This window comes from Nocardia carnea NBRC 14403, from assembly GCF_000308515.1.
Taxonomy (GTDB): domain Bacteria; phylum Actinomycetota; class Actinomycetes; order Mycobacteriales; family Mycobacteriaceae; genus Nocardia; species Nocardia carnea.
Window position 1 is genome coordinate 39,811 of sequence record NZ_BAFV01000058.1, and the last position, 24,966, is coordinate 64,776.

At 66.9% G+C, this 24,966-nt stretch carries 22 protein-coding genes and 1 tRNA gene; 17 read left to right on the forward strand and 6 right to left on the reverse strand.

Annotated features, from left to right (window positions below; all coding sequences use genetic code 11):
• Positions 1-64 precede the first annotated feature (64 nt).
• The 10 genes from ON22_RS21875 (at position 65) to ON22_RS21920 (ending at position 10,489) form a co-directional block, all read left to right on the forward strand.
• Positions 65-1,273, forward strand: a complete 1,209-nt coding sequence (locus tag ON22_RS21875; RefSeq protein WP_033243449.1) for a DUF7373 family lipoprotein — start codon at positions 65-67, stop codon at positions 1,271-1,273.
• A 300-nt stretch (positions 1,274-1,573) separates the two neighbouring features.
• Entirely contained in the window at positions 1,574-2,752 is a 1,179-nt protein-coding gene (locus ON22_RS21880) for a TauD/TfdA family dioxygenase (protein WP_051157931.1), read from the forward strand.
• Positions 2,724-3,734, forward strand: coding sequence for an ornithine cyclodeaminase (locus ON22_RS21885; protein WP_051157932.1), 1,011 nt, complete (start codon positions 2,724-2,726; stop codon positions 3,732-3,734). Before ON22_RS21880 ends, ON22_RS21885 begins: the two co-directional genes overlap by 29 nt.
• Entirely contained in the window at positions 3,725-5,101 is a 1,377-nt protein-coding gene (locus tag ON22_RS21890; protein WP_081595749.1) for an alanine racemase, read from the forward strand. The genes ON22_RS21885 and ON22_RS21890 overlap by 10 nt, the downstream gene beginning before the upstream one ends.
• A gap of 82 nt (positions 5,102-5,183) precedes the next feature.
• The gene (locus ON22_RS21895; protein WP_081595750.1) at positions 5,184-6,326 is read left to right on the forward strand and encodes a PLP-dependent cysteine synthase family protein; all 1,143 of its coding nucleotides are present in this window, start codon (positions 5,184-5,186) and stop codon (positions 6,324-6,326) included.
• A 98-nt stretch (positions 6,327-6,424) separates the two neighbouring features.
• Entirely contained in the window at positions 6,425-7,774 is a 1,350-nt protein-coding gene (locus tag ON22_RS21900; protein ID WP_033243713.1) for an MATE family efflux transporter, read from the forward strand.
• Positions 7,775-7,811: 37 nt separating this feature from the next.
• A complete protein-coding gene (locus tag ON22_RS21905) occupies positions 7,812-8,270 on the forward strand; it encodes a flavodoxin domain-containing protein (protein ID WP_033243450.1) in 459 nt (152 codons plus the stop codon).
• 70 nt (positions 8,271-8,340) lie between these two features.
• The gene (locus ON22_RS21910) at positions 8,341-9,231 is read left to right on the forward strand and encodes a hypothetical protein (protein WP_033243451.1); all 891 of its coding nucleotides are present in this window, start codon (positions 8,341-8,343) and stop codon (positions 9,229-9,231) included.
• A 121-nt stretch (positions 9,232-9,352) separates the two neighbouring features.
• Positions 9,353-9,835 (forward strand): pyridoxamine 5'-phosphate oxidase family protein, encoded by a 483-nt coding sequence (locus tag ON22_RS21915; RefSeq protein WP_033243452.1) that lies wholly within the window; start codon positions 9,353-9,355, stop codon positions 9,833-9,835.
• 78 nt (positions 9,836-9,913) lie between these two features.
• Positions 9,914-10,489, forward strand: coding sequence for a TerD family protein (locus ON22_RS21920; protein WP_033243453.1), 576 nt, complete (start codon positions 9,914-9,916; stop codon positions 10,487-10,489).
• Positions 10,490-10,720: 231 nt separating this feature from the next.
• Here the strand turns inward: ON22_RS21920 and ON22_RS21925 are convergent, their stop codons facing one another.
• From ON22_RS21925 to ON22_RS21945, 5 genes are all read right to left on the reverse strand, one after another.
• Entirely contained in the window at positions 10,721-11,077 is a 357-nt protein-coding gene (locus ON22_RS21925) for a hypothetical protein (protein WP_156052259.1), read from the reverse strand.
• Between the two features lie 275 nt (positions 11,078-11,352).
• The gene (locus tag ON22_RS21930; protein ID WP_081595761.1) at positions 11,353-12,000 is read right to left on the reverse strand and encodes a nucleoside triphosphate pyrophosphohydrolase; all 648 of its coding nucleotides are present in this window, start codon (positions 11,998-12,000) and stop codon (positions 11,353-11,355) included.
• Between the two features lie 230 nt (positions 12,001-12,230).
• Positions 12,231-15,845: a transcription-repair coupling factor gene (gene mfd, locus ON22_RS21935; RefSeq protein WP_033243455.1), complete on the reverse strand. Its 3,615-nt coding sequence runs from the start codon at positions 15,843-15,845 to the stop codon at positions 12,231-12,233.
• A 310-nt stretch (positions 15,846-16,155) separates the two neighbouring features.
• Positions 16,156-16,803 (reverse strand): TetR family transcriptional regulator, encoded by a 648-nt coding sequence (locus ON22_RS21940; RefSeq protein ID WP_033243456.1) that lies wholly within the window; start codon positions 16,801-16,803, stop codon positions 16,156-16,158.
• 162 nt (positions 16,804-16,965) lie between these two features.
• The gene (locus ON22_RS21945; protein WP_051157951.1) at positions 16,966-17,628 is read right to left on the reverse strand and encodes a TetR/AcrR family transcriptional regulator; all 663 of its coding nucleotides are present in this window, start codon (positions 17,626-17,628) and stop codon (positions 16,966-16,968) included.
• Positions 17,629-17,988: 360 nt separating this feature from the next.
• On the opposite strand from ON22_RS21945, the gene ON22_RS21950 reads away from it, so the two are divergent.
• From ON22_RS21950 to ON22_RS21975, 6 genes are all read left to right on the forward strand, one after another.
• Positions 17,989-18,059 (forward strand) — tRNA-Gln (locus ON22_RS21950).
• Positions 18,060-18,281: 222 nt separating this feature from the next.
• Entirely contained in the window at positions 18,282-18,890 is a 609-nt protein-coding gene (locus ON22_RS36820; protein WP_156052260.1) for a chymotrypsin family serine protease, read from the forward strand.
• A gap of 246 nt (positions 18,891-19,136) precedes the next feature.
• Positions 19,137-20,624 (forward strand): bifunctional UDP-N-acetylglucosamine diphosphorylase/glucosamine-1-phosphate N-acetyltransferase GlmU, encoded by a 1,488-nt coding sequence (gene glmU, locus ON22_RS21960; RefSeq protein WP_033243457.1) that lies wholly within the window; start codon positions 19,137-19,139, stop codon positions 20,622-20,624.
• Positions 20,624-21,604 (forward strand): ribose-phosphate diphosphokinase, encoded by a 981-nt coding sequence (locus tag ON22_RS21965; protein ID WP_033243458.1) that lies wholly within the window; start codon positions 20,624-20,626, stop codon positions 21,602-21,604. Before glmU ends, ON22_RS21965 begins: the two co-directional genes overlap by 1 nt.
• Before the next feature lie 325 nt (positions 21,605-21,929).
• Positions 21,930-22,175, forward strand: a complete 246-nt coding sequence (locus ON22_RS21970; protein WP_033243459.1) for a hypothetical protein — start codon at positions 21,930-21,932, stop codon at positions 22,173-22,175.
• Positions 22,176-22,232: 57 nt separating this feature from the next.
• Positions 22,233-23,582: a phage holin family protein gene (locus tag ON22_RS21975; protein ID WP_033243460.1), complete on the forward strand. Its 1,350-nt coding sequence runs from the start codon at positions 22,233-22,235 to the stop codon at positions 23,580-23,582.
• Here ON22_RS21975 and ON22_RS38580 read toward each other — a convergent pair.
• Positions 23,571-23,756 (reverse strand): ribbon-helix-helix protein, CopG family, encoded by a 186-nt coding sequence (locus ON22_RS38580; protein WP_033243461.1) that lies wholly within the window; start codon positions 23,754-23,756, stop codon positions 23,571-23,573. The genes ON22_RS21975 and ON22_RS38580 overlap by 12 nt on opposite strands.
• A 100-nt stretch (positions 23,757-23,856) precedes the next feature.
• On the opposite strand from ON22_RS38580, the gene ON22_RS21985 reads away from it, so the two are divergent.
• Complete coding sequence (locus ON22_RS21985; RefSeq protein WP_033243462.1) at positions 23,857-24,774, forward strand: ribonuclease Z; 918 nt, start codon at positions 23,857-23,859, stop codon at positions 24,772-24,774.
• Positions 24,775-24,966 lie beyond the last annotated feature (192 nt).

Here is a 24,966-nt window from a genome sequence, read left to right on the forward strand (position 1 = left end):
CCCGAGATCTCCGGACGTCCGGTAACTTCGACACTGCAGCTTCGATCGGAACGAGAGGCGGCCCATGGTTCGGATAACACGTCGCGGCGCCGTCACCGCGCTGGTCGCTCTCCTGATGGCCGGGCTGTCCGGATGCGGTTCGGTGGCCGGTACGGCAGTGCCCGGTGAGATCGATGTCCGCACCCTCGATGTCGGTGATTTCCCGGTCGACCGGTTCAGTTATCCACAAGAGGCCGGTGAACACGGCGTGGTGCTGGAAGGTATCCGGATGTCGGAGGCCGTCGTGACGAGCAGCCAGGTCGATCCGTCGCTGAAGTTCGGCCGGGGCTCGCGGGTGCTGCCGGACCCGGCGACAGCGGTCGATTTCCTGGCCAATGTGTCCGAGCCGATTCTCGAGAATCACCGGATGGTGGTCGGTTATGCCGCCGGGGGTGCCGATCAGGACGACCCGGAGGGACAGCCCCGGCCTACTTCGGATGCCACCGCGATCCAGGTGGTGGCGCTGCGGTTCCCCGACACCGGCAGCGCCGCGAAGGCAGCCGAGGAACTGGAGGCCGCCGATATCGGCGTTTCGCCGGACAACCGGAAGCTGGAATCGGAGAAGTACCCGCAGGCTCTGCTGCACTGGCGGCCCGGTGTCGCGAGTATCGGCGCGTTCCTCGCCCATGAAGAGTTCGTCTTGTCGCTGTTCGTCCAGCGCCCGGTGGCCGACAGCGCGGATCTGGTGTCGTGGGTGGACAGAACTCTGACCGCCCAGCTCGATCAGCTCGGCCGGTTCGCACCGACGCCGACGGCCGATATCGCCGATCTGGCGGTCGATCCGGAGAATCTGCTGGCGCGGGTGGTGGTCGCCGATCGGGAAGGTCACGAGCCGGATCCGGACCAGTTCGCTGTCTACGGCCGCAATTATCTGATCAATTCGGCCGACGATCAGCCTGCGCGGGCCCGGTTGCTCGATGAGTCCGGGTTCGAACGCACCGCTTACTCCGCCGGCAGTTCTGTGGCGCGGGTGCGGGATCCGGCCGGAGCGCCGATCCTGGTGAACGGTTTCATCGAATCGGCGGGCCCGGCCTACGATCCGATGGCGGCACCGGAGGAAGTGCCCGGCGTGAAATGCCTGGAGCTCAACAGCTCCGGTGATCCGGAGCGTCAGTACCGGTACCGCTGTTTCGTCCCGTACAAGCGGTACGTCGGTGTGGTGTCCAGCGATGACGAGACCGAGATCCGGCAGAAGACCGCGGCCCAGTACGCACTGCTGGCAAACAGTTTCTGATCCCGCTCCGGCCTGGTGCGGCCGGGCGGAAAACGTTGCAGCCCGGCACTTCTCACCACCGGCGAGTCGTCCGGAATTTGCCGCAAGGGCAGGCTAGCCTTACCGTGTTCTGCGTCTCACCGCAGCGAAACACCCGATGACCATACACCCGCCTACCTGTACGTTGAGCGCGCTATACCCAACCGCTATCACATGCCGTAGTTAGGTAAGCCTTGCCAGCGCCGCGGCCACGCACTAACTTCGCACATCGACTCCTCCGCACCGGTACCTCGATCCACGATTCCGAGAAGGGAAACTTTGGTGAACAGCGTTCTCTCCGAACGTAAAGCGCTTCACCCACCCAGCATCGACGATATCGAGCACCGCGAGTTACCCGGCACCGCCGCACAGGCGGTACGCGACCTGGCCGCTGAGATCGCCCTCACAGCGACTCACTCCTCGGTCGACACGGCCGAACCCCTGGCAGACCCGGTCCTGCTGGCACAAATCAGCGCCCGTGCCGGTGATCTACCGGTCGAGGTGCGCACCGCCGTCCGCCCACCGGCCACCGCCGCCGGCGCCTGCATCGTGCGCGGATTACCACTGTCCGACAGTGAAATCGGCCTCACTCCACCGGATTGGCAGACCGCCGCGCTGTGGAGTACCGACCCCGGCCGGGCACGCGGCTCGCTCGAACTGGATATCGCCATGCTGCTGCTGGCCGCGGCAGCCGGAGAACCGTTCGGCTGGGCCGGACAGCAGGACGGGCGCCTGGTCAACAACATCATTCCCGCGGCGGGACACGAATTCGAACAGTCGGGCGCCAGCAGCACAGTCCTGCTCAGCCCGCATACCGAGGACGCATTCCACTCGCTGCGCGCCAATATGCTCATGCTGGTCTGCCTGCGCAATCCCGAATCGGTCGGCACCACGGTGTCCTCGGTACGGCGCGTCCGGCTGACCCGCCCGCAGCAGGACATCCTGCGCACGCCCACCCTGCCGATCCTGCCGGATGTCTCTTACGGGTCGGCATTCGAACGGGCCGATGCCGTCCCGGTGCCGACCCTGTGGAGCGAACCGGGTCACGAAGACGACCCGGGTTCGCTCACACTTCGTTTCGACCCGGCCTACACCCCTCTCGACGAAGCCGGTCCGGCGTTCCAGGAGGCCTATGCGCAGCTGGAACGCGAACTCGAACGAGTATGCGTGGTACCCGCGTTACAACCCGGTGAGCTGCTCCTGGTGGACAACGATGTCGCCGTCCACGGCCGGGTGCCGTTCACTCCCCGCTACGACGGCACCGATCGCTGGCTCAAACGAGTGAACATCCGGCTACCCGAACGCCCGCGCCGCGCAGCCGAATCCAGGGAGAATGGATACGGTCAGCAGATCGTCGCGCCCTTCGCACCGGCGCCGCCGCGACAGGCGGCACCGGCGTGGGAGGCGCGGGAAGAGCGGAACGGTGCAGTAGATGATCGAGGATCCATTGGGCACACGTGACCGAGCAACTCCACTGCGCGTCCTGAGCCGCAGCGACCTGGCCGATGTGCCGGTGGCTCCGGCCGAGGTGGTCCGCGCTGTGGAAGAGGCCTATATCGCCCTGGCCGCGGGAGATTCGGACAACCCACGCAAACTCAGCGTCGCCAACCCGGACGGCTGGTCGGTGGCCTACGCCATGCTGGGCCGCGACGGCCGGCGCCGGGTGGTCGCGATGAAATCATCGTACAAATTCGACCCCGGCCACGACCGCACCACCAAGCGCTACTTCACGACGATCACGCTCTACGACGACACCACGGGCGCCCCCATCGCCATGATGGACTGCGCCCGGGTGGGTGCGCTGCGCACCCCGGCGGTGTCCGCGCTGCTCGTGCGGGAAACGCTGAGCCGGGACGCGGATTCGGTGCTGCTGATCGGTACCGGGACCCAGGGCCGCAACGCGCTGCCGCATCTGCTCGCCGCCAATCCGCAACTGCGCAAACTGACGCTGTTCGGCACCCATCCCGAAGGTATCGACGCGGTGCACCGCCAGCTCGCCGAGTATGCGCCGCATGCGCTGCTGGAAACGGTGGACGACCCCTACGCGGCGGCGCGGACAGCGGATGTCGTACTGGCCACGGCCGGGCCGGGTACCGAGGTCGCGATCGAATCCGAACATCTGAAACCGGGGGCGGTGGTAGTCCTCGTGGGCTACGGTCTCGCCCCCTCCACGCTGAGCGACGCCGACCGGGTGATCGCCACCAGCGCCGAGCAGATGGCCTTGACCGGCACCGATATGGCCGACGAGAACGGCGTACTGCGCCCGGTGGACGCGGAACTACCGCAGATTCTGAGCCGGCGCGCCGTCGCCCGCCGCCGCGCCGACGAACGAATCTTCGTCTACAACAGCGGTCTGGTGCTCACCGATATCGCGGTGGCCCACGCGCTGGCCGAACGGGCCATCGCCGAGGGGCGGGGCACGGAGGTCGCGCTATGGGATTGACCGGAGCCGGCGCCCCCGCGGGAGCCGGCCCCGGTTCCCGCGGTGAGCACGCGGGAACGGTGGCCGCACCGCTGCCCGCGCACCGTGATCCCTGGGAAGAGCAGGTGCTCGCGGATCCGCACCTGCTGGCGGATATCGCGTACGCGGTCGGCGGGCCGTTCCATATGATGTATCCGGCCCGGGTGGTCGAGAACATCCACGGATTCCAGCGGATTTTCGCTGCCGCCGGAGTTTCCGGGGCGGTCTTCTACGGGAAGAAGGCGAACAAGGCGGCGTGCGTCGCCCGGGCCTGCGCGACCGCGGGAGCAGGGGTCGACGTATCCAGTACCGGTGAACTCGTCGCCGCACTGGCGCAGGGTGTCCGCGGTGCGGATCTACTGGTGACCGGGCCCGAGAAGGCCGATGAATTGCATTGGCTCGCCGCCCGGCACGGCTGCCTGATCGCCGTGGACAGCCTGGGCGAGCTGAAACGCCTTTCCGCCCTGGATATCCCGGTACGGATATTGCTGCGGGTACTGCCGGCAGCTTCGGCCAGCCGGTTCGGGATGTCGGCGGACGAACTCGGCCGAGCCGTCACCGCGGCGGCCGATCACCCGTCGATCACGCTCCAGGGCTTCAGTTTCCATTTGTCCGGATACGATCCTGTGCCCCGTGCCGAATTGGCAGTCCAGCTACTGGATCGTATTCAGGCGGCCCGGGCACAGGGCCATCCGGCCACCACGATCTCCGTCGGCGGCGGATTCGGGGTCGATTACGTACCCGCCGAACATTGGTCCGCTTTCCGGGACGAAGCCAACCGCCGATGGTTCCATTCCGGAAAAGCCTTCGAATCGTATTACCCGTACTCCTTTCCCGACCCAGGCCCGGCCATGCTGGCCGCGATTCTGGAACGCGACGACCTGGCCCGGCGGCTCCGGCAGACCGGCACCACCCTGGCGGTCGAACCGGGCCGCGCCTTGCTCGACCGGGCGGGCAGCACCGTGTTCCGCGTCCAGGGCCACAAGACGCGCCACGAGCACGGGCAGCCGTACCGGGTACTGACGGTGGACGGTTCCAGCCTGAGCCTGTCCGAACAATGGTTCGACAGCGAATACCTGCCCGACCCGGTGCTCTGGCCCACCGCCGCCGGAACGCCCACCCCCACGGTCGTCGGCGCCGCCACCTGCCTGGAATCGGACATGCTCAGCTGGCGGCGGATTCCGCTGCCGCGTGCCGCGGAGACCGGTGATCTGCTGCTCTACCCGAATACTGCCGGGTACCAGATGGATTCCAACGAATCACCATTCCACGAATTGCCCATCCCGCCGAAGGTGGTGCTTTCGCAAGCGCCGGGCGGACGATTCCGCTGGGCTCTCGATCGATCCTGACAGCCTTATTTCATCCTGACGGTAAGGCCGCCCGGCCCAGGCCGCTTCGCACCGACCGCTATCGACGCCCAGGAGTTCTGCCATGCCCCTCGTCACCCGCGTGACGGACCTGATCGGCCGCACCCCGCTCTTCGAATTGGCGACCACCCCTTCCGGGAGCCGCTTGCTGCTCAAACTCGAACAATTCAATCCGACGGGTGCCGCCAAGATACGGATGGCGCGGGAAATGGTTCTGCATGCGGAACGCCGTGGTTTCCTGGGCACGGGCGGGCATATCATCGAATCCACGTCCGGAAATACCGGGCTCGGCCTGGCGGTGGTGGCCGCCGAACGCGGCTACCGTTTCACCGCGGTGGTCGACCATCACGCGAGCAAGGACAAATTGCGGGCCATGCAAGCAATGGGTGCCGATCTGGTCTTCGTCGCCGACGACGGCGACGACACCTTGGCCACCTCCGCCCGCGAAGACCACGCCGAAGCCATGGCGGCCGGGCTACCCGATGCGTTTTTCACCGAACAGCACAACAACGACGCCAACGCGGTGGGCTATTACGCGGTGGCCGAGGAATTACTGGCCGAGGTGGACCGGGTGGATATCCTGCTCTCCGCGGTCGGCACCGGTGGTTCCTTATTCGGTACGGCGACCCGATTACGGCAGCTGGGGTGTGTACCGCGCGTCATCGGGGTGGAACCGGTCGGTTCGATCGCGTTCGGCGGCCCCGGCGGACCCTACTGGCAGTCGGGCACCGGCACCCCGCCCGGCGCCACCATCGGCACCGCCGTCGACTACGACCTGCTCGACGAGGGAGTCAAGGTATCGGATCGGGACGCCTTCGCCACCTGCCGCGCGGTATCCCGCCACCTCGGGCTGATGCTGGGCGGTTCGGCGGGCGGCTCCGTATATGCGGGGCTGACCGGGCTCGACGAGTTCCCGGCCGGTTCCACCGTGGTCACCATCGTGTGCGACGGCGGCGAAAAATACCTCGACACGGTATTCGACGACGACTGGATGGCCGAACACGATCTGCTCGACACCGCCGCCGAACGCGAGGTGCACGCGCTGTTGACCCGTTATGCTCCCGCGGGCCGTGGTACACAGCCGGTGGATGCGCCCGTACTCGGCGACGCCGGCACCGGTGATTCCGCTACCGCACGGCCGGACGAGCACACCCACGACGAGCACGACGATACGGAGGATTCGGACACCATGGTGCGGGCCCGGTGATCAGCACACCACTCTCGCGATATCGTCCCGACGGCCGCCGGGCGGCCGGTCCCGCCCCCCGGCGGTTCGCCGCCCCGGATTTCCGGCGGCTCGCCGCCCTGGCCACCCCGATCGCCCTGACCCAGCTCGCTCAGGTCGCGGTATCCACCACCAATATCGCCCTGATGGGCAGTCTCGGTGTGCAGGCCGTGGCGGCCGGTGGGCTGGCGCTGGTGCTGTTCAACCAGATCCGCACCATGTGCGTCGGGTTGATCACCGGCAGCGGTAACCAGATCGCCGCGGCCGTGGGTGCCGCCGGGAAACGGGGCACCGATCCCGACCCGGAGATCCGCGATGTGGTGCGGTCGAGTTTCCTGATCGCGACCGCCGCCGGATTACTCGGCGGCGCGATCCTCATCGGGCTGGGCTGGTCGCTGCAATGGCTCGGCCAGGACGCCGGTGTGCTCGCGCAGGCCCGGCCGCTGATGGTCGCCTTGGCTCCCGGCCTGCTGCCGTGCCTGTGGTTCCAGGTGCTGCGCCAGTACACGGTCGGTATGCAGCGCCCACAGGCCCTGTTGTTGGTGACCCTCGGTTCCATCGCGGTCAACCTGGTGCTGGCACTGAGTTTGATCCACGGCTGGGCCGGGCTGCCCGCCCTGGGCCTGACCGGTGTGGGTGTCGCGAGCTCGCTGGTTTTCCTGCTCATGTTCGTGGCCTTCTGGGCCATGGTGCGCCGCGACCCTCAACTGGGTCGTACCCTGCCGCTGCGCCCGTGGCCGGTGCGCCCGGCAACCGTTCGCGCCGAACTGCGGCTCGGTACGCCCATCGCGCTGACCTATGGCTCCGAAGCCGGGATGTTCTCGGTACTCGCCCTGGTCATGGGTTCCCTGGGCCCGGCCGCGCTGGCCGCGCACAATGTCGTCTACCAGGTGATCTATATCGTCTTCCAGGTCGCCATCGGTATTTCGCACGGCGCTTCGATCCTGGTCAGCCACAGTGTGGCGCGCGAGGAAACCGCGCACGCCCGCGGCCTGGCCTGGCTGGCGCTGCGGTGCGCCGGGGTGGTCGCGCTGGTCACCGGCCTGGCCTATGTCTTCGTCCCGCAACTGGTGTTGCGCCCGTTCCTCGACCTGGACGATTCGGCGACCCTCGAGGTGGCCCGGTCGCTGCTGCTGATCGGTATCGTCCTGCAGTTCTTCGACGCGGCCCAGAACATCGGCACCGGACTGTTGCGCGGGCTACAGGCGACGAACGCGGGCTTCCGGTTATCGGTGGTCGGCTACTGGTTCGTCGGCCTGCCCACGGCGGTTGTGCTGGCCTTCCCCGCCGGACTGGGCGCTGCGGGAGTGTGGTGGGGACTGACCGCGGGCCTGGCCGCCACCGCCGCCCTGATGCTGCGCAAATACTTCGCCCTGCTCGACGAGCACGATGCCCTGGTGGCTCCGCGCCACCGGGAAACCGTGAGTTAGGATTGCCTTTCCAAAGTTCACGGGAAGGAGTGGTGAAGTGCGTATTGTCGTCCTGTTCGGTTCGGAAATGGGCACAGCGGAAAAGGTGGCCGAGGCGATGGCCGGGGAACTGACCGGATACGAGACCGCGGTTTTCGATATGTCCGAATTCGACCTAGCCGATCTCGATCCGCGGGCCTTCCACCTCATCGTGTGCTCCACCTACGGCGAAGGCGACCTGCCGACCGGCGCCGAACCGTTCTTCGACGCCCTCGACGCACAACAACCGGACCTCACCGGCCTCCGATTCGCCGTCTTCGGCCTCGGCGATTCGGTCTACGACAACACGTTCAACCGGGGCGGGGAGATCGCCGCCGGAAAACTCACCGCACTCGGCGGCATCCAGATCGGCGACCACGCGCGCCACGACGCCTCCACCGAGATCACACCGATCGCAATGGGTCGCGAATGGGTGCGCACACTACCGCTGGATTCCGCTGTCCCTACCGGCGTGTGACCGCCGTGAATCCGGGCATATCGGCAGATCGACCCGGCACGACGCGTGGCGGTACGGCAGAGTAACCGTTGTGGCCGACAGCCTGGACGAGGTGTGGCGGACCGTGCGCGGGATGCTCGACGGAGCAGCCACGGATCTCGCCCAGGGCGTTTCCGGCTATCACGTGCGAGCCCGCGACGGGGTCGCCGCGATGGCCGACAGGGCCGGCGGCGCCGACACCGACGCGGCAGGATTACTGCAGCCGACCACAACAACACGCGACCCGTCCAGCGGAAATACCACTACCGCACGGTCTTCCGTCTACGTTCCGGGCCGGGACCTGACCGACGAAGTGGACTACAGCGCGTTGCGACGGTCCGGGGACGACTCACTCTCGGGGATCTCCCCAACTTTCGAAAGAATCCGGCGACTACAAGGATTCGACGGTCCTGTGTCCGTTGTCTCGCCACAAGAGCTCGAGGCGGCGATCACGGCGGGCGGCCCGAGACTTTTCCGCGGATTCGAGAAGGACCAGTACCGCGATGCCTTCCTCGCCGGGCCGGTGCGCCCCGGCAGCGGGACCACCGGATTCGGTACGTACGCCACGCCGCTGGAAGCTGTCGCACTCCACTACACCGACCCGACCGGCAGACAAGGACGCGCGACCAACAGCGCCCGGGTACTGCGGATGGCACTGCACCCCCAGGCCAAGACGATCACCCTCAGCGCACTCGAGTCCGATCGCCACCGCGCTTCGACGGAAGTATCCCGGCAACTGCGGATCGAACGCGAAAACCCGAACCGGACAGACGAGGACACGGCTCGCTACAACGCATTGCTGGACAAAGAGCTGGTACTGGCCGATATAGGACAGTACGGCGCTTTGCGCGGCTGGGATGCCATCGACGCAGCCGGTACTTTCCGGAACAAGGAGTGGAACGTCCTGAACCCGACAGCCCTGTTGGTACAGCGCCCGGCGTAGCGGATGCGGTGCTGTCGCAGACCGGGTCGGAACTTCCCCCGCACGTGTCCGTGCTGCCCTCTAGACTGGGGCGTGGTACGGCACACCCCCGCCGAACCACGTCGATCCAGGAGGGGACGATATGGCAGCCGGAGTCAGTCCAGCCGAACAGTCGGCAACCGACCATCCCGAACTGGAAGCGCTGCCGGAATGGCCGCGGGAAACGATCGCCGTCCTGGTCACCACCGACCCGGCGCCGCATGCGATCCCGGTGTCCTGGCCGGTCCGCGCCGGTGACCGGCGAATCCTGCTGAGTCTCAAGTTCGATCGCGGTTCGCTGGCCCGGCTGCGCGAGCGCCCACAGGTGGCGCTGCTGATCCTCGGCGGGAACAACGTGGCACTGTGCGCCCGCGGTTCGGCCAAGGTCATCGCCGAGGAGATGCCCGGCGCGGACGACTATGTGGCGGTCCGCCTCGATGTGGACGTCATCGACGATCACCGGCAGTCGGCTTTCGCGGTCGCGCAGGGTATTCAGCGCACCGTGCTGGACGACAGCGAACTACACGCCCTGGAACACCGGGTGGCGACGCTGAAATCGTGGGCGGAGAACGAACAACAGGTCTAGGGCCGGCCGCAGGGTTCACCGATCCGGCGGCCCCGGACAGTCGATATCCGGCGCCGAGGCGTCGCGGGGAAGGAGATCATGAGCGTCACTCTGGCCAAAGGCGGCAATGTCTCGCTGTCCAAACAGGCCCCCAATCTGACCAAAATCGCTGTCGGACTCGGTTGGGACGTGCGCACCACCATGGGCGCCGATTACGACCTCGATGCCAGCGCCCTGGCCACCGGCCAGAATATGAAGGTCCTCTCGGACCAGCATTTCGTCTTCTACAACAACCTCCGCTCCCCGGAGGGCACCATCGAACACACCGGCGACAACCTCACCGGTGAGGGCGAGGGCGACGACGAGGTGATCAATGTCGACCTGGCCAATACGCCGGAGACGATCACCAATATCTTCTTCCCGGTCTCCATCCACGAGGCCGACCAGCGCGGGCAATCCTTCGGCCAGATCCGCAACGCCTATATCCGCGTCGTCGACCTGAACACCGGTTCGGAACTGGCCCGCTACGACCTGTCCGAGGATGCCTCCTCCGAAACCGCCATGGTGTTCGGTGAGCTGTACCGCCGCGCGGGTGAGTGGAAGTTCCGGGCAATCGGCCAGGGGTACGCATCGGGTCTCGCGGGGATCGCCCGCGATTACGGTGTGAACATCTGAGACCTTCGGGTTGATACGCTGACCGGGCCTCGACGTCCTACGTGCGGCCGACAACCGGCGCAGCCACCGCCCGGGTCCAGCTGAGGGGCCCCCGAGTTCTCGGGTGAACTCGGGGGACACTCGATCAGCCGGCGAAACGAAACCGTTCACGGTTTCGCACGATGCGCGCCCGCAGGGTTCCCGACCCGCTCACCGGAGGCCGGCAACAATCTCGGCGCCGAAGTCCGAGCTTCAGCGGAATGGCCGCTCCAGCATGTAGGTTCGCAGCTTGTTCTTGATCACGACCCACGTCAGCAGCAGCGGAACCGCCACTGCGGCAGTAAAAACCACCGTACTTGCCAGGTATATGGCGAGTGAGGGTGAGTCACCGCGATAGTCCGGATCAGCACCAACCCAGGTTCGGAAATCCGATTTCCAGCTGAGGTAACCGATCACCGACGCCGCGATCAACCAAGCGAAATAGGTGAACAAGTGAGCGGCGAAAAATGCGATCCGCTGATTCGGCGTCAGCACCTCCCGATCGCTACGCCCTTGCAATGGCGGTGCCGGTCGGTATCCCGGTTGTGCCTGCGGCAACTCTGGATTCATACATTCCCCCCAGTTCGAGTCCGACATCACGATAAAGCACCCTGTCGGAGCGCCCTAATCCGATGCTGTTCTGTACCTCGTACGTATCCGCCGAGCGCAACTCCAGTCGACTGGTCGAATCGGTACCGTCTGGTTCGTGTGGCGACCCGCTGCACCTAGCTCAGCTCGGGTTCGCCGGTCCCAGAGGGTTCGGCGTCGAGGCGAGTTCGCCCGGGACCGATGCAGCACGCGGTGTCGTCGTAGCGAGCCCGAACAACCCGGCAACGCTGACGGCATCAATTATCGGCAGGCCAAAACCGGTGCCAGTCGTCGTTGTTCAGGAATGAGCGAGCGCCGCGAACCGCTTCGGCGGAGTCTTCGGCGCGGCGGATGGTTGCGGCGAATTCCAAGGTGGCTTTTCGTAACTGCTCTTCCGCGCTCTCCGCACCCCCGAGCCGGATGACGCGCAGCTCGTCCGGGATCAGATCGTCCGGTAGCCCGGCCTGGGCGCTGCGGGAACGGACCTTCTCCGCCAAGGCCAGCGCGGGTTGCGCCATCGCGATACCGTCCAGGCAGGAGCGGCGTGCCTTCTCCGCGGATTTACGCTCCTCCCAGGCCTTTTCCTGGGCGGCCACCTTTTCGGTCACCGAGGCGTGCGGGTCGAAACCGGCCGCTGCGGGGTCGGCGAGGTGGGGGCTGCGGTTCACCAATTTGGCGACCAGCGCGGCGGCGACATCGTCGATGGTGAATTCGCCGGCCGCTTCGGCGATCCGGGAGTGGAACAGCACCTGTAGCAGCAGATCACCGAGTTCTTCGCGGATGGTGCCGGGATCGTCTTCCTGTATGGCGTCGAGAAGTTCGTAGGTCTCCTCCAGAAGGTACGGGCGCAACGAATCGTGGGTCTGGGTGACCTCCCATCCGCCGAACCGCCAGAGCCGGTCCATCACCTCGACTGCCTCGGACAACCCCGCCGCCACGCTCGCCGTTTCCGCTTCGAGAACGCTCGGCAGGGGCCGCACCGAGCCGGCCTCGGAGGGTGAGACAGCGGACTGTTGACCTGGTGCGGCCGGCTGTCCCTGATCCGGCTCCGCATGTTCGGACTCGCCCGTCCCGTGGCGCCTCGAAGCGGCGGCAGGCTGCCCGATCGCGGATTCCGGAGTGGGCCGATCGGAAGTCATCGTGCCGGTGACACCTCGGTGGCGACGGTGAGATCCACTGCGCCGGCGGCCTTACCGTCCAGGGCGAGCAGCAGGTCCGCGAGATGCTGCAGCAGGGCCACATCGCGGAGCCGGTCGGCGCCGACGCTGTCCTCGACGCGTGGCAGCGGCAGCTGCACCACCCCGCTGGCGGCGCGGTAGGAGGCGCTGGGGTAGATCCGCTTGAGCCGCATCTGTTTCGAATCGGGCAGCGAGAGCGGGGAGAGCTTGACCGTCGTACCGGTGACCGCGATTTCGGCGACCTCGTATTCGCGGGCGAGCAGCCGCAGTTTGGCCACCGAGACCAGGCGGCCGACTTCCACCGGCAGCGGGCCGTAGCGGTCGACGAGTTCCTCGACCACCGCGGCCAGTGCCGGATCGTCGTGGGCGGCGGCCAGTTTCCGGTACGCCTCCAGGCGCAGGCGGTCGCTGGCGATGTAGTCGGGCGGGATATGCGCGTCCACCGGCAGGTCGATACGGACCTCTTTGGTTTCCTCGGTGGTGATCGGTTTCCCGTCGGCGGCCGCCCGGTAGGCCTCCACAGCTTCCCCCACCAGCCGCACGTACAGGTCGAAACCGACACCGGCCACATGCCCGGATTGTTCGGCGCCGAGTACGTTACCGGCGCCGCGGATCTCGAGATCCTTCATGGCGACCGCCATACCGGCGCCGAGGTCGGAATTCTGCGCGATGGTGGCGAGGCGGTCGTAGGCGGTTTCGGTGAGCGGTTTCTCCGCCGGATACAGGAAGTAGGCGTATCCGCGTTCCCGGCTACGCCCCACCCGGCCGCGCAACTGGTGCAGCTGTGAAAGGCCGAGGGTGTCGGCGCGTTCCACGAGCAGTGTATTGGCGTTGGAGATGTCGAGGCCGGTTTCGATGATCGTGGTGCACACCAGCACGTCGTATTCGCGCTGCCAGAACCCTTGGACGGTGCGTTCCAGCGTGTCCTCGTTCATCTGCCCGTGCGCCACCACCACGCGGGCCTCCGGGACCAGTTCCCGGATCCGGCGGGCAGCCTTCTCGATCGACGACACCCGGTTGTGCACATAGAACACCTGGCCGTCGCGCAGCAATTCGCGCCGGATGGCGGCGGTGACCTGTTTGTCGTTGTAGCCGCCGACATAGGTGAGCACCGGATGCCGTTCCTCGGGCGGGGTGAGGATGGTCGACATCTCCCGGATACCGGCCAGGCTCATCTCCAGCGTGCGCGGGATCGGGGTGGCCGACATGGTGAGTACGTCCACATGGGTGCGCAGGGCCTTGATGTGCTCCTTGTGTTCCACACCGAAGCGCTGTTCCTCGTCCACGATCACCAGGCCGAGGTTCTTCCAGCGCACCCCGGTCTGCAGCAGCCGGTGGGTGCCGACGACGATATCGACCTCGCCCTCGGCCATCCCGGTGAGCACTTCGCGGGATTCCGCGGGGTCGGTGAACCGGGACAGGCCCTTCACGGTGACCGGGAATCCGGCGAGCCGCTCGGTGAAGGTCTGCAGATGCTGCTGAGCGAGCAGGGTGGTCGGCACCAGGACGACTACCTGTTTACCGTCCTGCACCGCCTTGAACGCCGCGCGCACCGCGATCTCGGTTTTGCCGTACCCGACGTCGCCGCAGACCACCCGGTCCATCGGCACCGCTTTCTCCATATCCGCTTTCACATCGGAGATGGCGGTGAGCTGGTCCACCGTTTCGGTGAAGACGAACGCGTCCTCCATCTCGCGCTGCCACGGCGTATCCGGGCCGAAGGCGTGGCCGGGCGCGGCCTGGCGGGCGGCATACAGCTGCACCAGTTCGCCCGCGATCTCGCGGACGGCCTTACGGGCCTTGCGTTTGGTGTTCGCCCAGTCCGCGCCGCCCAGTTTCGACAGGCTGGGCATCTCCCCGCCGACATACCGGGACAGCTGGTCCAGCGATTCCATCGGCACGAACAGCCGGTCGCCCGGCTGCCCGCGTTTACTCGGTGCGTACTCGATCACCAGGTATTCGCGCCGGGCGCCGCCGACGGTACGTTCGATCATTTCCACGAACCGGCCGATACCGTGCTGGTCGTGCACGACCATGTCACCGGCGTTCAACGCCAGCGGGTCCACCTGGTTGCGGCGTTTGGCGGGTAGCCGCTTCCCGTCGCCCGGCGCGGTCACCCGGTTACCGGTGAGATCGGATTCCGCGACCACCACCAGACCGGCATCGCCGAAGATCACGCCGTCGTGCAGTGAACCGCACAGCACACCCACCACACCGGGCGCCGGTTCCGCACCGGCCTCCAGCTGCGCGGCCGGTACCTCCGCCTCACCGAGGCGTTCGAGTGTGCGCTGGGCCGTGCCGTGACCGGCCAGCACCACCACCGCCCGCCCACCGGTCGTGACATGGGCGCGCAGCGACGCGAAGATCGTCGCCACCAATTCGTCGGAGCCGCGGGCAGTGGGCCCGCTCTGCACCGGCAGCTCTATCTCGGACGGATCACCGGTCGCCAGCGGGCTCAATGTCCACCAGGGCAGTCCCCGGCCTTCGGCGCTGTCCCGGATCTGGGTCAGCGGGCGATACGCCGACGCCGCCAGATCCAGGCCGTGCGCGCCCATCGGGGCATCTGCCCCGAACGAGGCCGCTGTCCACGACGCCTCCAGGAACTCCTCACCGGTACGCATCAGATCGGCGGCGCGGGTGCGAACCTTCTCCGGATCGCATACCAGCAGGTGAGTGCCGCCGGGCAACTGTTCGGTGAGCAGCCGCAGCTCGCCCGGTTGCAGTACCGGCAGCAATGCCTCCATCCCCTCGACGGGGATACCCTCACCCAGTTTGTCCAGCATCTCCACGAGCGCGGCATCCGCGGTATTCGCCGCCGCCACCGCCGCCGCCCGCTCCCGCACCTCGGCAGTGAGCAACAGCTCCCGGCACGGCGACGCCACCACGGTGGACAGTGAATCCTCACCGAGCGACCGCTGATCGGCCACCGAGAACGCCCGCAACTCGGTGATCTCGTCGCCCCAGAATTCCACGCGCACCGGATGGTCGGCGGTGGGCGGGAAAAGATCGAGGATGCCGCCGCGCACCGCGAACTCCCCGCGCTTACCGACCATATCCACCCGGGTGTAGGCGAATTCGACCAGCCGCGCGACCAATTCGTCGAAATCTGCCTCGGCGCCGATTCGCAGCACGATCGGCTCGATATCGCCCAAACCGGCCGCCATCGGCTGCATCAGCGAACGCACCGTGGTCACCACGACACGCAACGGCACCTGATACACCGGATCATCGGGATGGGCCAGCCGGCGCAACACCTCGAGCCGGCGCCCGACGGTATCGGCGCCCGGCGACAGCCGCTCGTGCGGCAGGGTCTCCCAGGACGGGAACTGCGCAACCGCGGGGCCCAGCATCTCGGTGAGCTCGAGGGTCAGATCATCGGCCTCGCGACCGGTCGCGGTGACCACGACAACCGGCCGGTCGGCGGCAACGGTGGCCGCGACGAAAGAGCGCGACGCGCTCGGCGCCACCAACTCGACCGACGACCGGCCGAGCATCCCGGAAACAGTCCGCAACGCGGTATCGGCGCCCGCTGCCGAGGCCAATCCCGCCAGTGGTGGACGAGGGGCAGACATGGTTCTCTCCTGACCGCGAACGAAGGCGATTCTGTCTATATTGCGCCGCCTCCGGCGCCGCAGGTTCGGGGCCCCCCTCGGTCTCGTTCTTCACTCCGCCGCTCCTCCGCTTCGCTCCCCCGCTCTGTCGCTCCAGAACGAGACGGGCCCCGAACCATTGATGTGGGCCATACGGATGCCTGAAACGGGGGCCGAACCGGTCTTCTCCGGATCGGACCACGCTGAACCGGCCCAGCGGCGGCGTCGAGGTCAGCGAGGCGCGCAAAGGTTTTGCCCGTCGACCGAACCCCCACGCGCCGGCGCGCCGATATCACGGTACGTAGCGGCGGAGGCGGCGGGCGGCGAACTCGCGGAAGTAGGAGACCTTGTCTTCCGGGACGATCGACGGGATCAGGAAATACCAGGCCCGTTCCATGCGCGACGCCATCTGGTCCATCGATTCGGTGCCGACCGCAACGATATGCATACCGGTGGTGAGCCCGTAGAGCAGCAGGCCGATGGTTTCCGGGTCGAGGTCGGGGAGCAGATCGCCCTGCGTGATCGCCTTCTCGGCGAGCGTCCGGTAGGTCTCACCCCACATTTTGGCGATATTGTCGCCGTTGGCGCCGCGGTAGTCGCCGATCTGATGGGTCAGTTTGAGCATCGCGCCGACCATCGGATCGTTCATCGACAGATCCGCCACCACATACGTGATACCGATCGCCGCCTCCAGGGCCGGTACCCGGGAATCGAAGAAGCCTTTACAGGAGGCGGTGAGCCGCTCCTGGCCCTGATCGACCACGGCGCGGGCCAGTTCTTCCTTGGACCCGAAGTGAAAATACAAGGCGCCCTTGGTCACATTGGACTGCGCGATGATCTCGCTGAGGCTCGCATTGGCGTAGCCCAAGCGCAGAAAGACATCGGCAGCGCCCGCCAGGACGGAATCGCGGGTTATCTCCGCGCGCGCTTGCCTAGCCATCAGCTCCGCCTGTCATCCCAATAACCAGCCATCCTGAAGTAGACCGACATTGTCGAAGTAGACCGACTTACCGCCCGAACAGCACCCAAAGGATGGGTGAACCGTACCATCAGTCCCGGGTACGGTTCTCGATTCGACGGCCTGCCGGAGTTCGCGGGCAGTTCACGCACGGTTATCCGAACTGCCCTGCCCGCCGGGCGAGTTCACCGGGCCCGTCCCCGGGACGGCGGGCCATTCCGAGCTCAGCTGCGGATCCGCCTCGAGATGACTGAGACCGTTCCAGCACAGATTGACCAGGTGCGCGGCCACCACTTCCTTGGACGGACTGCGCACGTCCAGCCACCAGGTGGCGGTAGTGGCCACCATCCCGACCAGCGCCTGGGCGTACAGACCCGCCAGGCTGGTGTCGAAACCGCGACGATCGAAATCGCCCGCCAGCAGATGCGCGACCTGGCTGACCGCTTCGTTGAGCAGGCTCGAATACCGGCCGTCGGTCGAGGAAACGGGCTGATCGCGCACCAGGATGCGGAAACCGTCGGTGCGCTGCTCTATATAGGTGAGCAGCGCGAGCGCCACCTGTTCGAGGCGGACCCGGGATCTGTTGTTGGTGAGCGAGGAAGTGATCATATCGAGCAACATCGACATCTCGCGGTCGACCACCACCGCGTACAGACCTTCTTTACCGCCGAAATGCTCGTAGACGACGGGTTTGGAGACCTGGGCGCGCAGCGCTATCTCCTCGATGGAGGTGGCGTCGTATCCTCGTTCGGCGAACAGCGCGCGCCCGATCTCGATCAATTGCCGGCGGCGCTGGGTACCGGTCATCCGCTGCCGGGCCGGTGGAACCTGCTCGGCGATCTCCTTCGCACCCCCATCGGCCGGTGACTCCCCGGCCGTTCGCGGCTCTCCCGACGACACGTTCCCGCCTCCCTGGTTACCGGGGTCGCCGATACGGCCGGATCTCCGACCAGCGACCAAAACCATCGAGATCAACTGTCTCAGACCTGCCGCGACCGGGGTCACGCGGGCATGCTGTGCGCCCGCCCGGCACCGCGGAAGCCGGCCATATGACCCGCCCGACGGATCACCGGCAGCCACGGTTCGACGAAAACCGGGGTGGCATGCGATTATCGTTGCCGTGCCTGGGCACAGCGGCGGGTGACCGATGATCCACCGGTGTGACAGTCCGCCGTGGTGTAATGGCAGCACCTCTGATTTTGGTTCAGATAGTTCAGGTTCGAGTCCTGGCGGCGGAGCAAATACGGGTTCGACCGGGGAAACAACTATTTCCTGACGCACACCGGCGCTCCCGGATCCCGTCAAAATCCCTGCATTCGCAGAAGCTGGTCGATGGCGTCGCGTGTCGAGTGGCCCTCCGCCGGGCGATAGGTGCATATTCATGTCCGCCGACAACCTGCGATCGTGGACGAGGAGTATCGGCCTCGCCGCAACGCCACCGTCTTCCGCCTAGGAATGCCATGTCCAAGACATCGAAGGCACTTCCCTTGATCGCCGCCGCCCTCACCACTGCCGCCCTCGCCACCGGACAGGCCTCGGCACAGTCCGCTGTGGACCCGGGCTCTGCCGGGTCGGGCTCTGCCGGGTCGGGCTCTGCCGGGTCGGGCTCTGCGGAGTCGGGCTCCGCGTGGCCGGGCTCTGCGGGTTCGGGCTCATCACTGGTGGCCGTGGGGCCGGGCTCGACACTCGGTCTGTGTTCGATCACCGCGACCGGGTACGCGGACGGACAGCCTGTCGCACTCACCGCCGGTCACTGCACACTCGGGCTGTTCGGGGTGATCCGGCTGCCCGACGTCGACTGGGCCATGATCCCCCTGCTTCCTGGTACCCCGACCCACAACACCCTCCCGAGTGGTGAGCGGCTGACCGGCCTCGGCGCACCCGACGGGGTCCTGTGCAGGTGGGGGCAGCGGAGCGGGACGCGCTGTGACGGATACACAGGTATCCGAGTGGGCGACTCCGGCGGACCGGTGTACCGGCCGAACAGCGACGGCACCGCAACCCTCGTCGGGATCACCAGTTCGAACATCCAGTACTCCAGCCTGCCACCGGGGTTTTCTCTGTCGTGACCGCACGCGTGCGCCCGAACTCTGCGGCGTCGTGATCGTCGGGCCCGGCCCCCGGCAAGGCTGATACGCTCAGCACCCGTGCAGCGCGACAAGGGGCCGTCATCGAGTGGGTAGTCCTTACCCATGGCGGCCTCTTCGTATGCCCGGGAATCCCTCGCTCGGTCCCGATCCGATCTGGGCAGGTTCGGGTCCTGGCAACGGAGCAGCTCGCGTGCACGACGACCATCGTCGGCCCGAGGGAGATTCATGCAGGAGCAGACCGCCGTCATCGTGCTAGCCGCAGGTGCCGGTACGAGAATGCGGTCGAAGAAGCCCAAGGTGCTGCATCCGCTGGCCGGGCGCAGCATGCTGGCGCACGCGCTGTACGCGGCGCACACCATCGACCCGCACCATCTGGTGACCGTTGTGGGGCACGACCGGGAACAGGTCGGCGCCGAGGCCGCGGGTGTGGCAAGCGAACTGGGCCGCACCGTCGTCCCGGTCGTCCAGGAACAGCAGCTCGGCACCGGCCACGCGGTACAGGTGGGTCTCACCGGGCTGCCCGCCGACTTCAGCGGTGATGTGATCGTCACCTCCGGAGATGTTCCGCTGCTGGACGGCCACACCCTTTCCGCGCTGCTCGACGAGCATCGCAGCTATCCCGACCGGCCCGCGGTCACCGTCCTCACCTTCGTCCCGGACGACCCGAACGGTTACGGGCGGATCGTGCGCGATGCCGACGGCGAGGTCGCCGAGATCGTCGAGCACGCCGATGCGACGCCCGAACAGGCCGCCATCACGGAGGTGAACTCCGGTGTGTACGCCTTCGATGTCGCGGTCCTGCGCACCATGCTCGGCCGGTTGTCCACCGCCAATGCGCAGCACGAGCTGTATCTGACCGATGTCCTGAAACTCGCCCGCGAAGCCGGCTACCCCGTACAGGGCGCCCGGCTGGTGGATTCGGCCAAGGTCACCGGTGTCAACGACCGGGTTCAACTGGCCGCCGCGGCGCGCACCCTCAATCGCTACATCGCGGAACGCCATATGCGCGCGGGTGTGACAATCGTCGACCCGGCGACCACCTGGATCGATACCGATGTCCGGATCGGCCGCGATACCGTCATCCGCCCCGGGGTCCAATTGCTGGGTACGACAGTGATCGGCGAGGACGCGGAAATCGGCCCGGACACCACGCTCACCAATTCGGACATCGGCGACGGCGCCCGGGTGATTCGCACGCACGGTGAAGGCGCAAAAGTCGACGCATATGCGACAGTCGGGCCGTTCAGTTATCTGCGGCCGGGCACCGTTCTGGGCGAATCGGGCAAAATCGGCGCCTTCGTCGAGACCAAGAATGTGGATATCGGCAGGCATACCAAGGTTCCGCATCTCACCTATATCGGTGACGCCACCGTCGGTGAGCACAGCAACATCGGAGCATCCAGCGTTTTCGTGAACTACGACGGGGTGGACAAGCACCGCACGGTCGTCGGGTCCCATGTGCGCACCGGCAGCGATACGATGTTCGTCGCACCGGTGACCGTGGGTGACGGTGCATATACCGGGGCAGGTACTGTGCTGCGGGAAGACGTCCCGCCGGGCGCGCTCGCCGTGTCCGGGGGTACGCAGCGCAATATCGAGAACTGGGTGCAGCGGAAACGTCCAGGTACCGCTGCAGCGAATGCGGCGGCGAAGGCACTCGCGGCCGATGAATTACCGGATCGGGCAACAGAGCTTAAGGATGGCAACCAGTAGTGACCGCGTCATGGATCGACAACCAGAAGAACCTGATGCTCTTCGCCGGACGGTCGCACCCAGAACTGGCCGAGCAGGTGGCCAAGGAATTGGACGTCGAGGTCACCCCGCAGACCGCGCGTGATTTCGCGAACGGGGAAATCTTCGTCCGTTTCGAAGAGTCGGTACGCGGTTCCGACGCCTTCGTATTGCAGAGCTTCCCGGCGCCGCTGAACCAGTGGCTGATGGAACAGCTGATCATGATCGACGCGCTCAAGCGCGGTTCGGCCAAGCGGATCACCGCCATCCTGCCGTTCTACCCCTACGCCCGCCAGGACAAGAAGCACCGCGGCCGCGAACCGATCTCCGCCCGGCTCGTCGCCGATCTGCTGAAAACCGCCGGCGCCGACCGCATCGTGACGGTCGATCTGCACACCGATCAGATCCAGGGCTTCTTCGACGGCCCGGTCGACCATATGCACGCCCAGCTGCAGCTCGCGGAGTACATCCGCAACAACTACAGCCTGGACAACATCAGCGTCGTCTCCCCCGATTCCGGCCGTGTCCGGGTAGCGGAGAAATGGGCGGATTCGCTGGGCGGGTCGCCGCTGGCGTTCATCCACAAGACCCGTGACCCGCTGGTTCCGAACCAGGTGAAGTCCAACCGGGTGGTCGGTGAGGTCGAGGGCCGCACCTGCATTCTGATCGACGATATGATCGACACCGGTGGCACCATTGCCGGCGCGGTGAACGTACTGAAGGAAGCCGGTGCCGGTGATGTGGTGATCGCCGCGACGCACGGCGTGCTGAGTGCGCCCGCCGCCGAGCGGCTGGCCTCCTGCGGCGCCAAAGAGGTCGTGGTGACCAATACGCTGCCGATCACCGAGGACAAGAAGTTCCCGCAGCTCACGGTGCTGTCCATCGCGCCGCTGCTGGCCCGCACGATCCGCGAGGTGTTCGAGAACGGTTCGGTGACCGGGCTGTTCAACGGCAACGCCTGAACACATTCGGCGGTAACCCTTCATATCTGTCGCATCAGCCCCGGACTTTCGGTCCGGGGCTGATGCATCTCCGGGACTGTGCGTCTCCGAGCCGTGCGGGATCAGGGCCGTGGAGGTGAGCGGCCGGCAAGCCACCTCGAGCCGGGGCCGGGCAGCCGTGCCCCGGAACAGTCGCTGTCATATCTCCTTCGGAACCGCCCCGGCCTTTCGGGGCGGGAACCACTCATGTGGCCACGGATCGGCTCGCGCCGAGCTCTACAGGATGGCTCGCCATAACTGGTCGCGGTCTCTCGACGTACCCCCGCAGCGGCGCATACTGGGTGGTATGGATCGCGAACCACGAGAGCCCGATATGGGCGACGACGACCAGTTGGACGAGGTCCGCGCCTATGAACGCACTATCGAGGACCCGCCGGACGACCTGCGAATCCGCAACCGGGAAAGCGACGACGACCGGCTGGGTATAACCGAAGAACTGGCCGAGGAATCGGACCGCCGCGACCGTTCCGGCGAGGACAACCGCCCCGCCGAGGCCGCCGCCATCCATATCGAGGACGAGCCCGAAAGCTGACCCTCCCCACCGCGGTACCCGACTACGAGCCCTCGACGATCCGACCGAGGAGACGTGATGAGCACACCGCAGGACCCACGCAACCCCGACGAGACGCCGCGCGACGCCGGCGAGACGCCGCAACAGCACAACCGGCCACCACAGTCCGAGGGCGGGCCGGCACAACATCACGCTGAGCCACCGGTGGACAGGGACTCCGGGACCGGCGGTCACCGTCCCGGCGAGCAAGCGTCGGGCGGTCGGACCCGCGAAACTCCGGACGAACCGTTCGTCACACCCGCTGCCCCGCAACCGCCGGACCATACGCAGACCCCCGGGCACAGCCCTCAGCCACCGGACGAACCTGCCGCCGCGGCCGGCGCCCCGCAGCCCCCTTCGCAGTCCGGTGATCAGCCCGGCTCAGGTACTGAACCGGGCCGTGCCGGAGAGGATCGGCCGGTCGGTGGCGAGACGCCGAGATCTTCCGAGGACCCACCCACCGAATACCTCCCGAAGATCCTGCACCGTGAGTCGTCCGGTTCGAGCCGGGCCGCCGCCGGACCGGAGAGCCACGAGCCCGGCGTGAGCAGCCCCGCGGACGACCATCCGACACAAATGTTGCCCAAACAGTCCGAGCAACCGGGTGCACCCGGCGCCGAGGCGCCGCGAATGGACAAGGGGACCGCGGCCTACACCCACGGGTGGCAGCCGGGTTCGTCCGAACAACAGCCGGGGCAACAGCCGATGGGCGAGGTCCCACCGCAGGCGTGGTCCGCGCGGCCGGAGGAGCAGGAACCGGGGCAGGCCTGGCAACCCCAGTCACCCGGTCAGCCCGGCTACTCCCAGTCCGGTGGCACTCCGTATCCGCCGCCCGGCGCATACGGCAGTCGACCCGGACAGCCCGGAGATCAATCCGGTTGGGGCGCCGACCAGCCAGGACAGCAGGGCTGGGGTGGTGGGCAGCCCGGATGGGGAGCCGATCGACCCGGGCAACAGGGCTGGGGTAATGAACAACCCGGACAGCAGGGCTGGGGTCACGAACAACCCGGGCAGCCCGGATGGGGCGGGCAGCAAGGGTGGAGCGGCGCCCAGCCCCCGCAGCAAGGCTGGGGCGGCGGCCGACAACCCGGCGGCTATCCCGCCTACCCGCAGCAGCCGTACCAGCCCTATGGCGCCACCCAGGAACCGGAACGCTCCGGACCACAGGTCCTGTCGATCATCGGTTTCGTCTGCGCCGCAGTCTCACTGCTGTTCTGCCCACTCCTGTTCGGTATCGCCGGTATCGCACTCGGCGTCATCGGGCATATCCGCGGCGAATCCCTCGGAAAATGGGCAGCCATCGCGGCCGGCGTATGCCTGATCATCGGAGTGATCCTGGCCTTGGCGCTCTCCGGAATGGACATGGTCCCCATCGAGTCAGTGAGTTAGGGCCCGGGCCGACCGGCGCTCCCCGGTTCCGGTGGGTGCATCGCCGGGCGGTTTCTCGAGCAACATCGAGACGCCGCGTCGAACGAGCTCGGTCCTACTCACTCCCGTGGCCGCGGCCTCCTGATCCAACCGGATCAGCAACTCCGCCGGCGGGCACACCCTGGTCTTGTGCATGCCGTAAAAGGTATCGGTGCCTGAGCTGTGGGCCGGATAGGGTCCACCTATGCCTATCAAGGACCATCACCGGCCGGCGACCGGGAAGCGGAGCGCGTAGATGTCGCAGCGGGAGCTGGTGGTTCTGGGTACCGCCAGTCAAGTGCCGACCGCGCACCGTAACCACAACGGGTATGTGCTGCGGTGGGGCGGCGAGGCGGTCCTGTTCGACCCCGGTGAGGGCACGCAGCGGCAGATGATCCACGCCGGGATTTCCGCGACCGGCCTGACCCGGATAGCGATAACCCACTTCCACGGCGACCACAGTCTCGGGCTGGCCGGGGTGATGCAGCGCATCAATCTGGACCGTGTCCCGCACCCGATCGACGCCTACTATCCGGCGTCGGGTCAGCGGTATTTCGACAACCTGTGCGATGCCACCGCCTACCATCGCACCGTCGAACTGCGGTCGCACCCGATCAACGAACCGGGCCTACTATCGGCTCCCGGTGCGCCTTTCCACCTCACAGCCGCCCGGCTCGACCATCCGGTGGAGGCCTTCGGCTACCGGATCACCGAACCCGATTACCACGCCATCCTGCCCGACCGGCTCGCCGAGCTCGGTCTGTCCGGTCCGCTCGTCGGCCGGTTGCAGCGGGAGGGCACGATCACCTGGCAGGGCCGCACGGTTCAGCTGACGGAGGTCAGTACGATCCGGCGCGGTCAGAGCTTCGCGTTCGTCATGGACACCCGGATCTGCCCGGCGGCCCGCGAACTCGCCGCCGATGTCGACATGCTGGTCATCGAGGCAACTTTCCGCGACGCCGATGCCCACCTCGCTGCCGAGCACGGCCATCTCACCGCGGGCCAGGCGGCCCGCATCGCGGCCGAAGCCGGGGCACGAACCCTGGTGCTGACCCATTTCTCCCAGCGCTACCGCACGCTGGACGACCACCTCGTCGAAGCGCGCCGGGAATTCGCCGGGGAAATCGTGATCGCCACCGACCTCACCCGCATCCCCCTGCCACCTCGCCGCTGACCAACCGCCGACGGGCCGGCCATCGAGGATCCACCGGAACCGGCCTGGGATCCCGATGCGGAGACCGAGGAATCGGAGATCCACGCGACCATCTGCCGAGCCCTGCGGGAGCTGCACCCGCCCCGGTAACGACCCCGCGACGGGCGGTGGCTCCACAGCCGCCCAGCCAGATGCGACAGCTATAGCTATCGC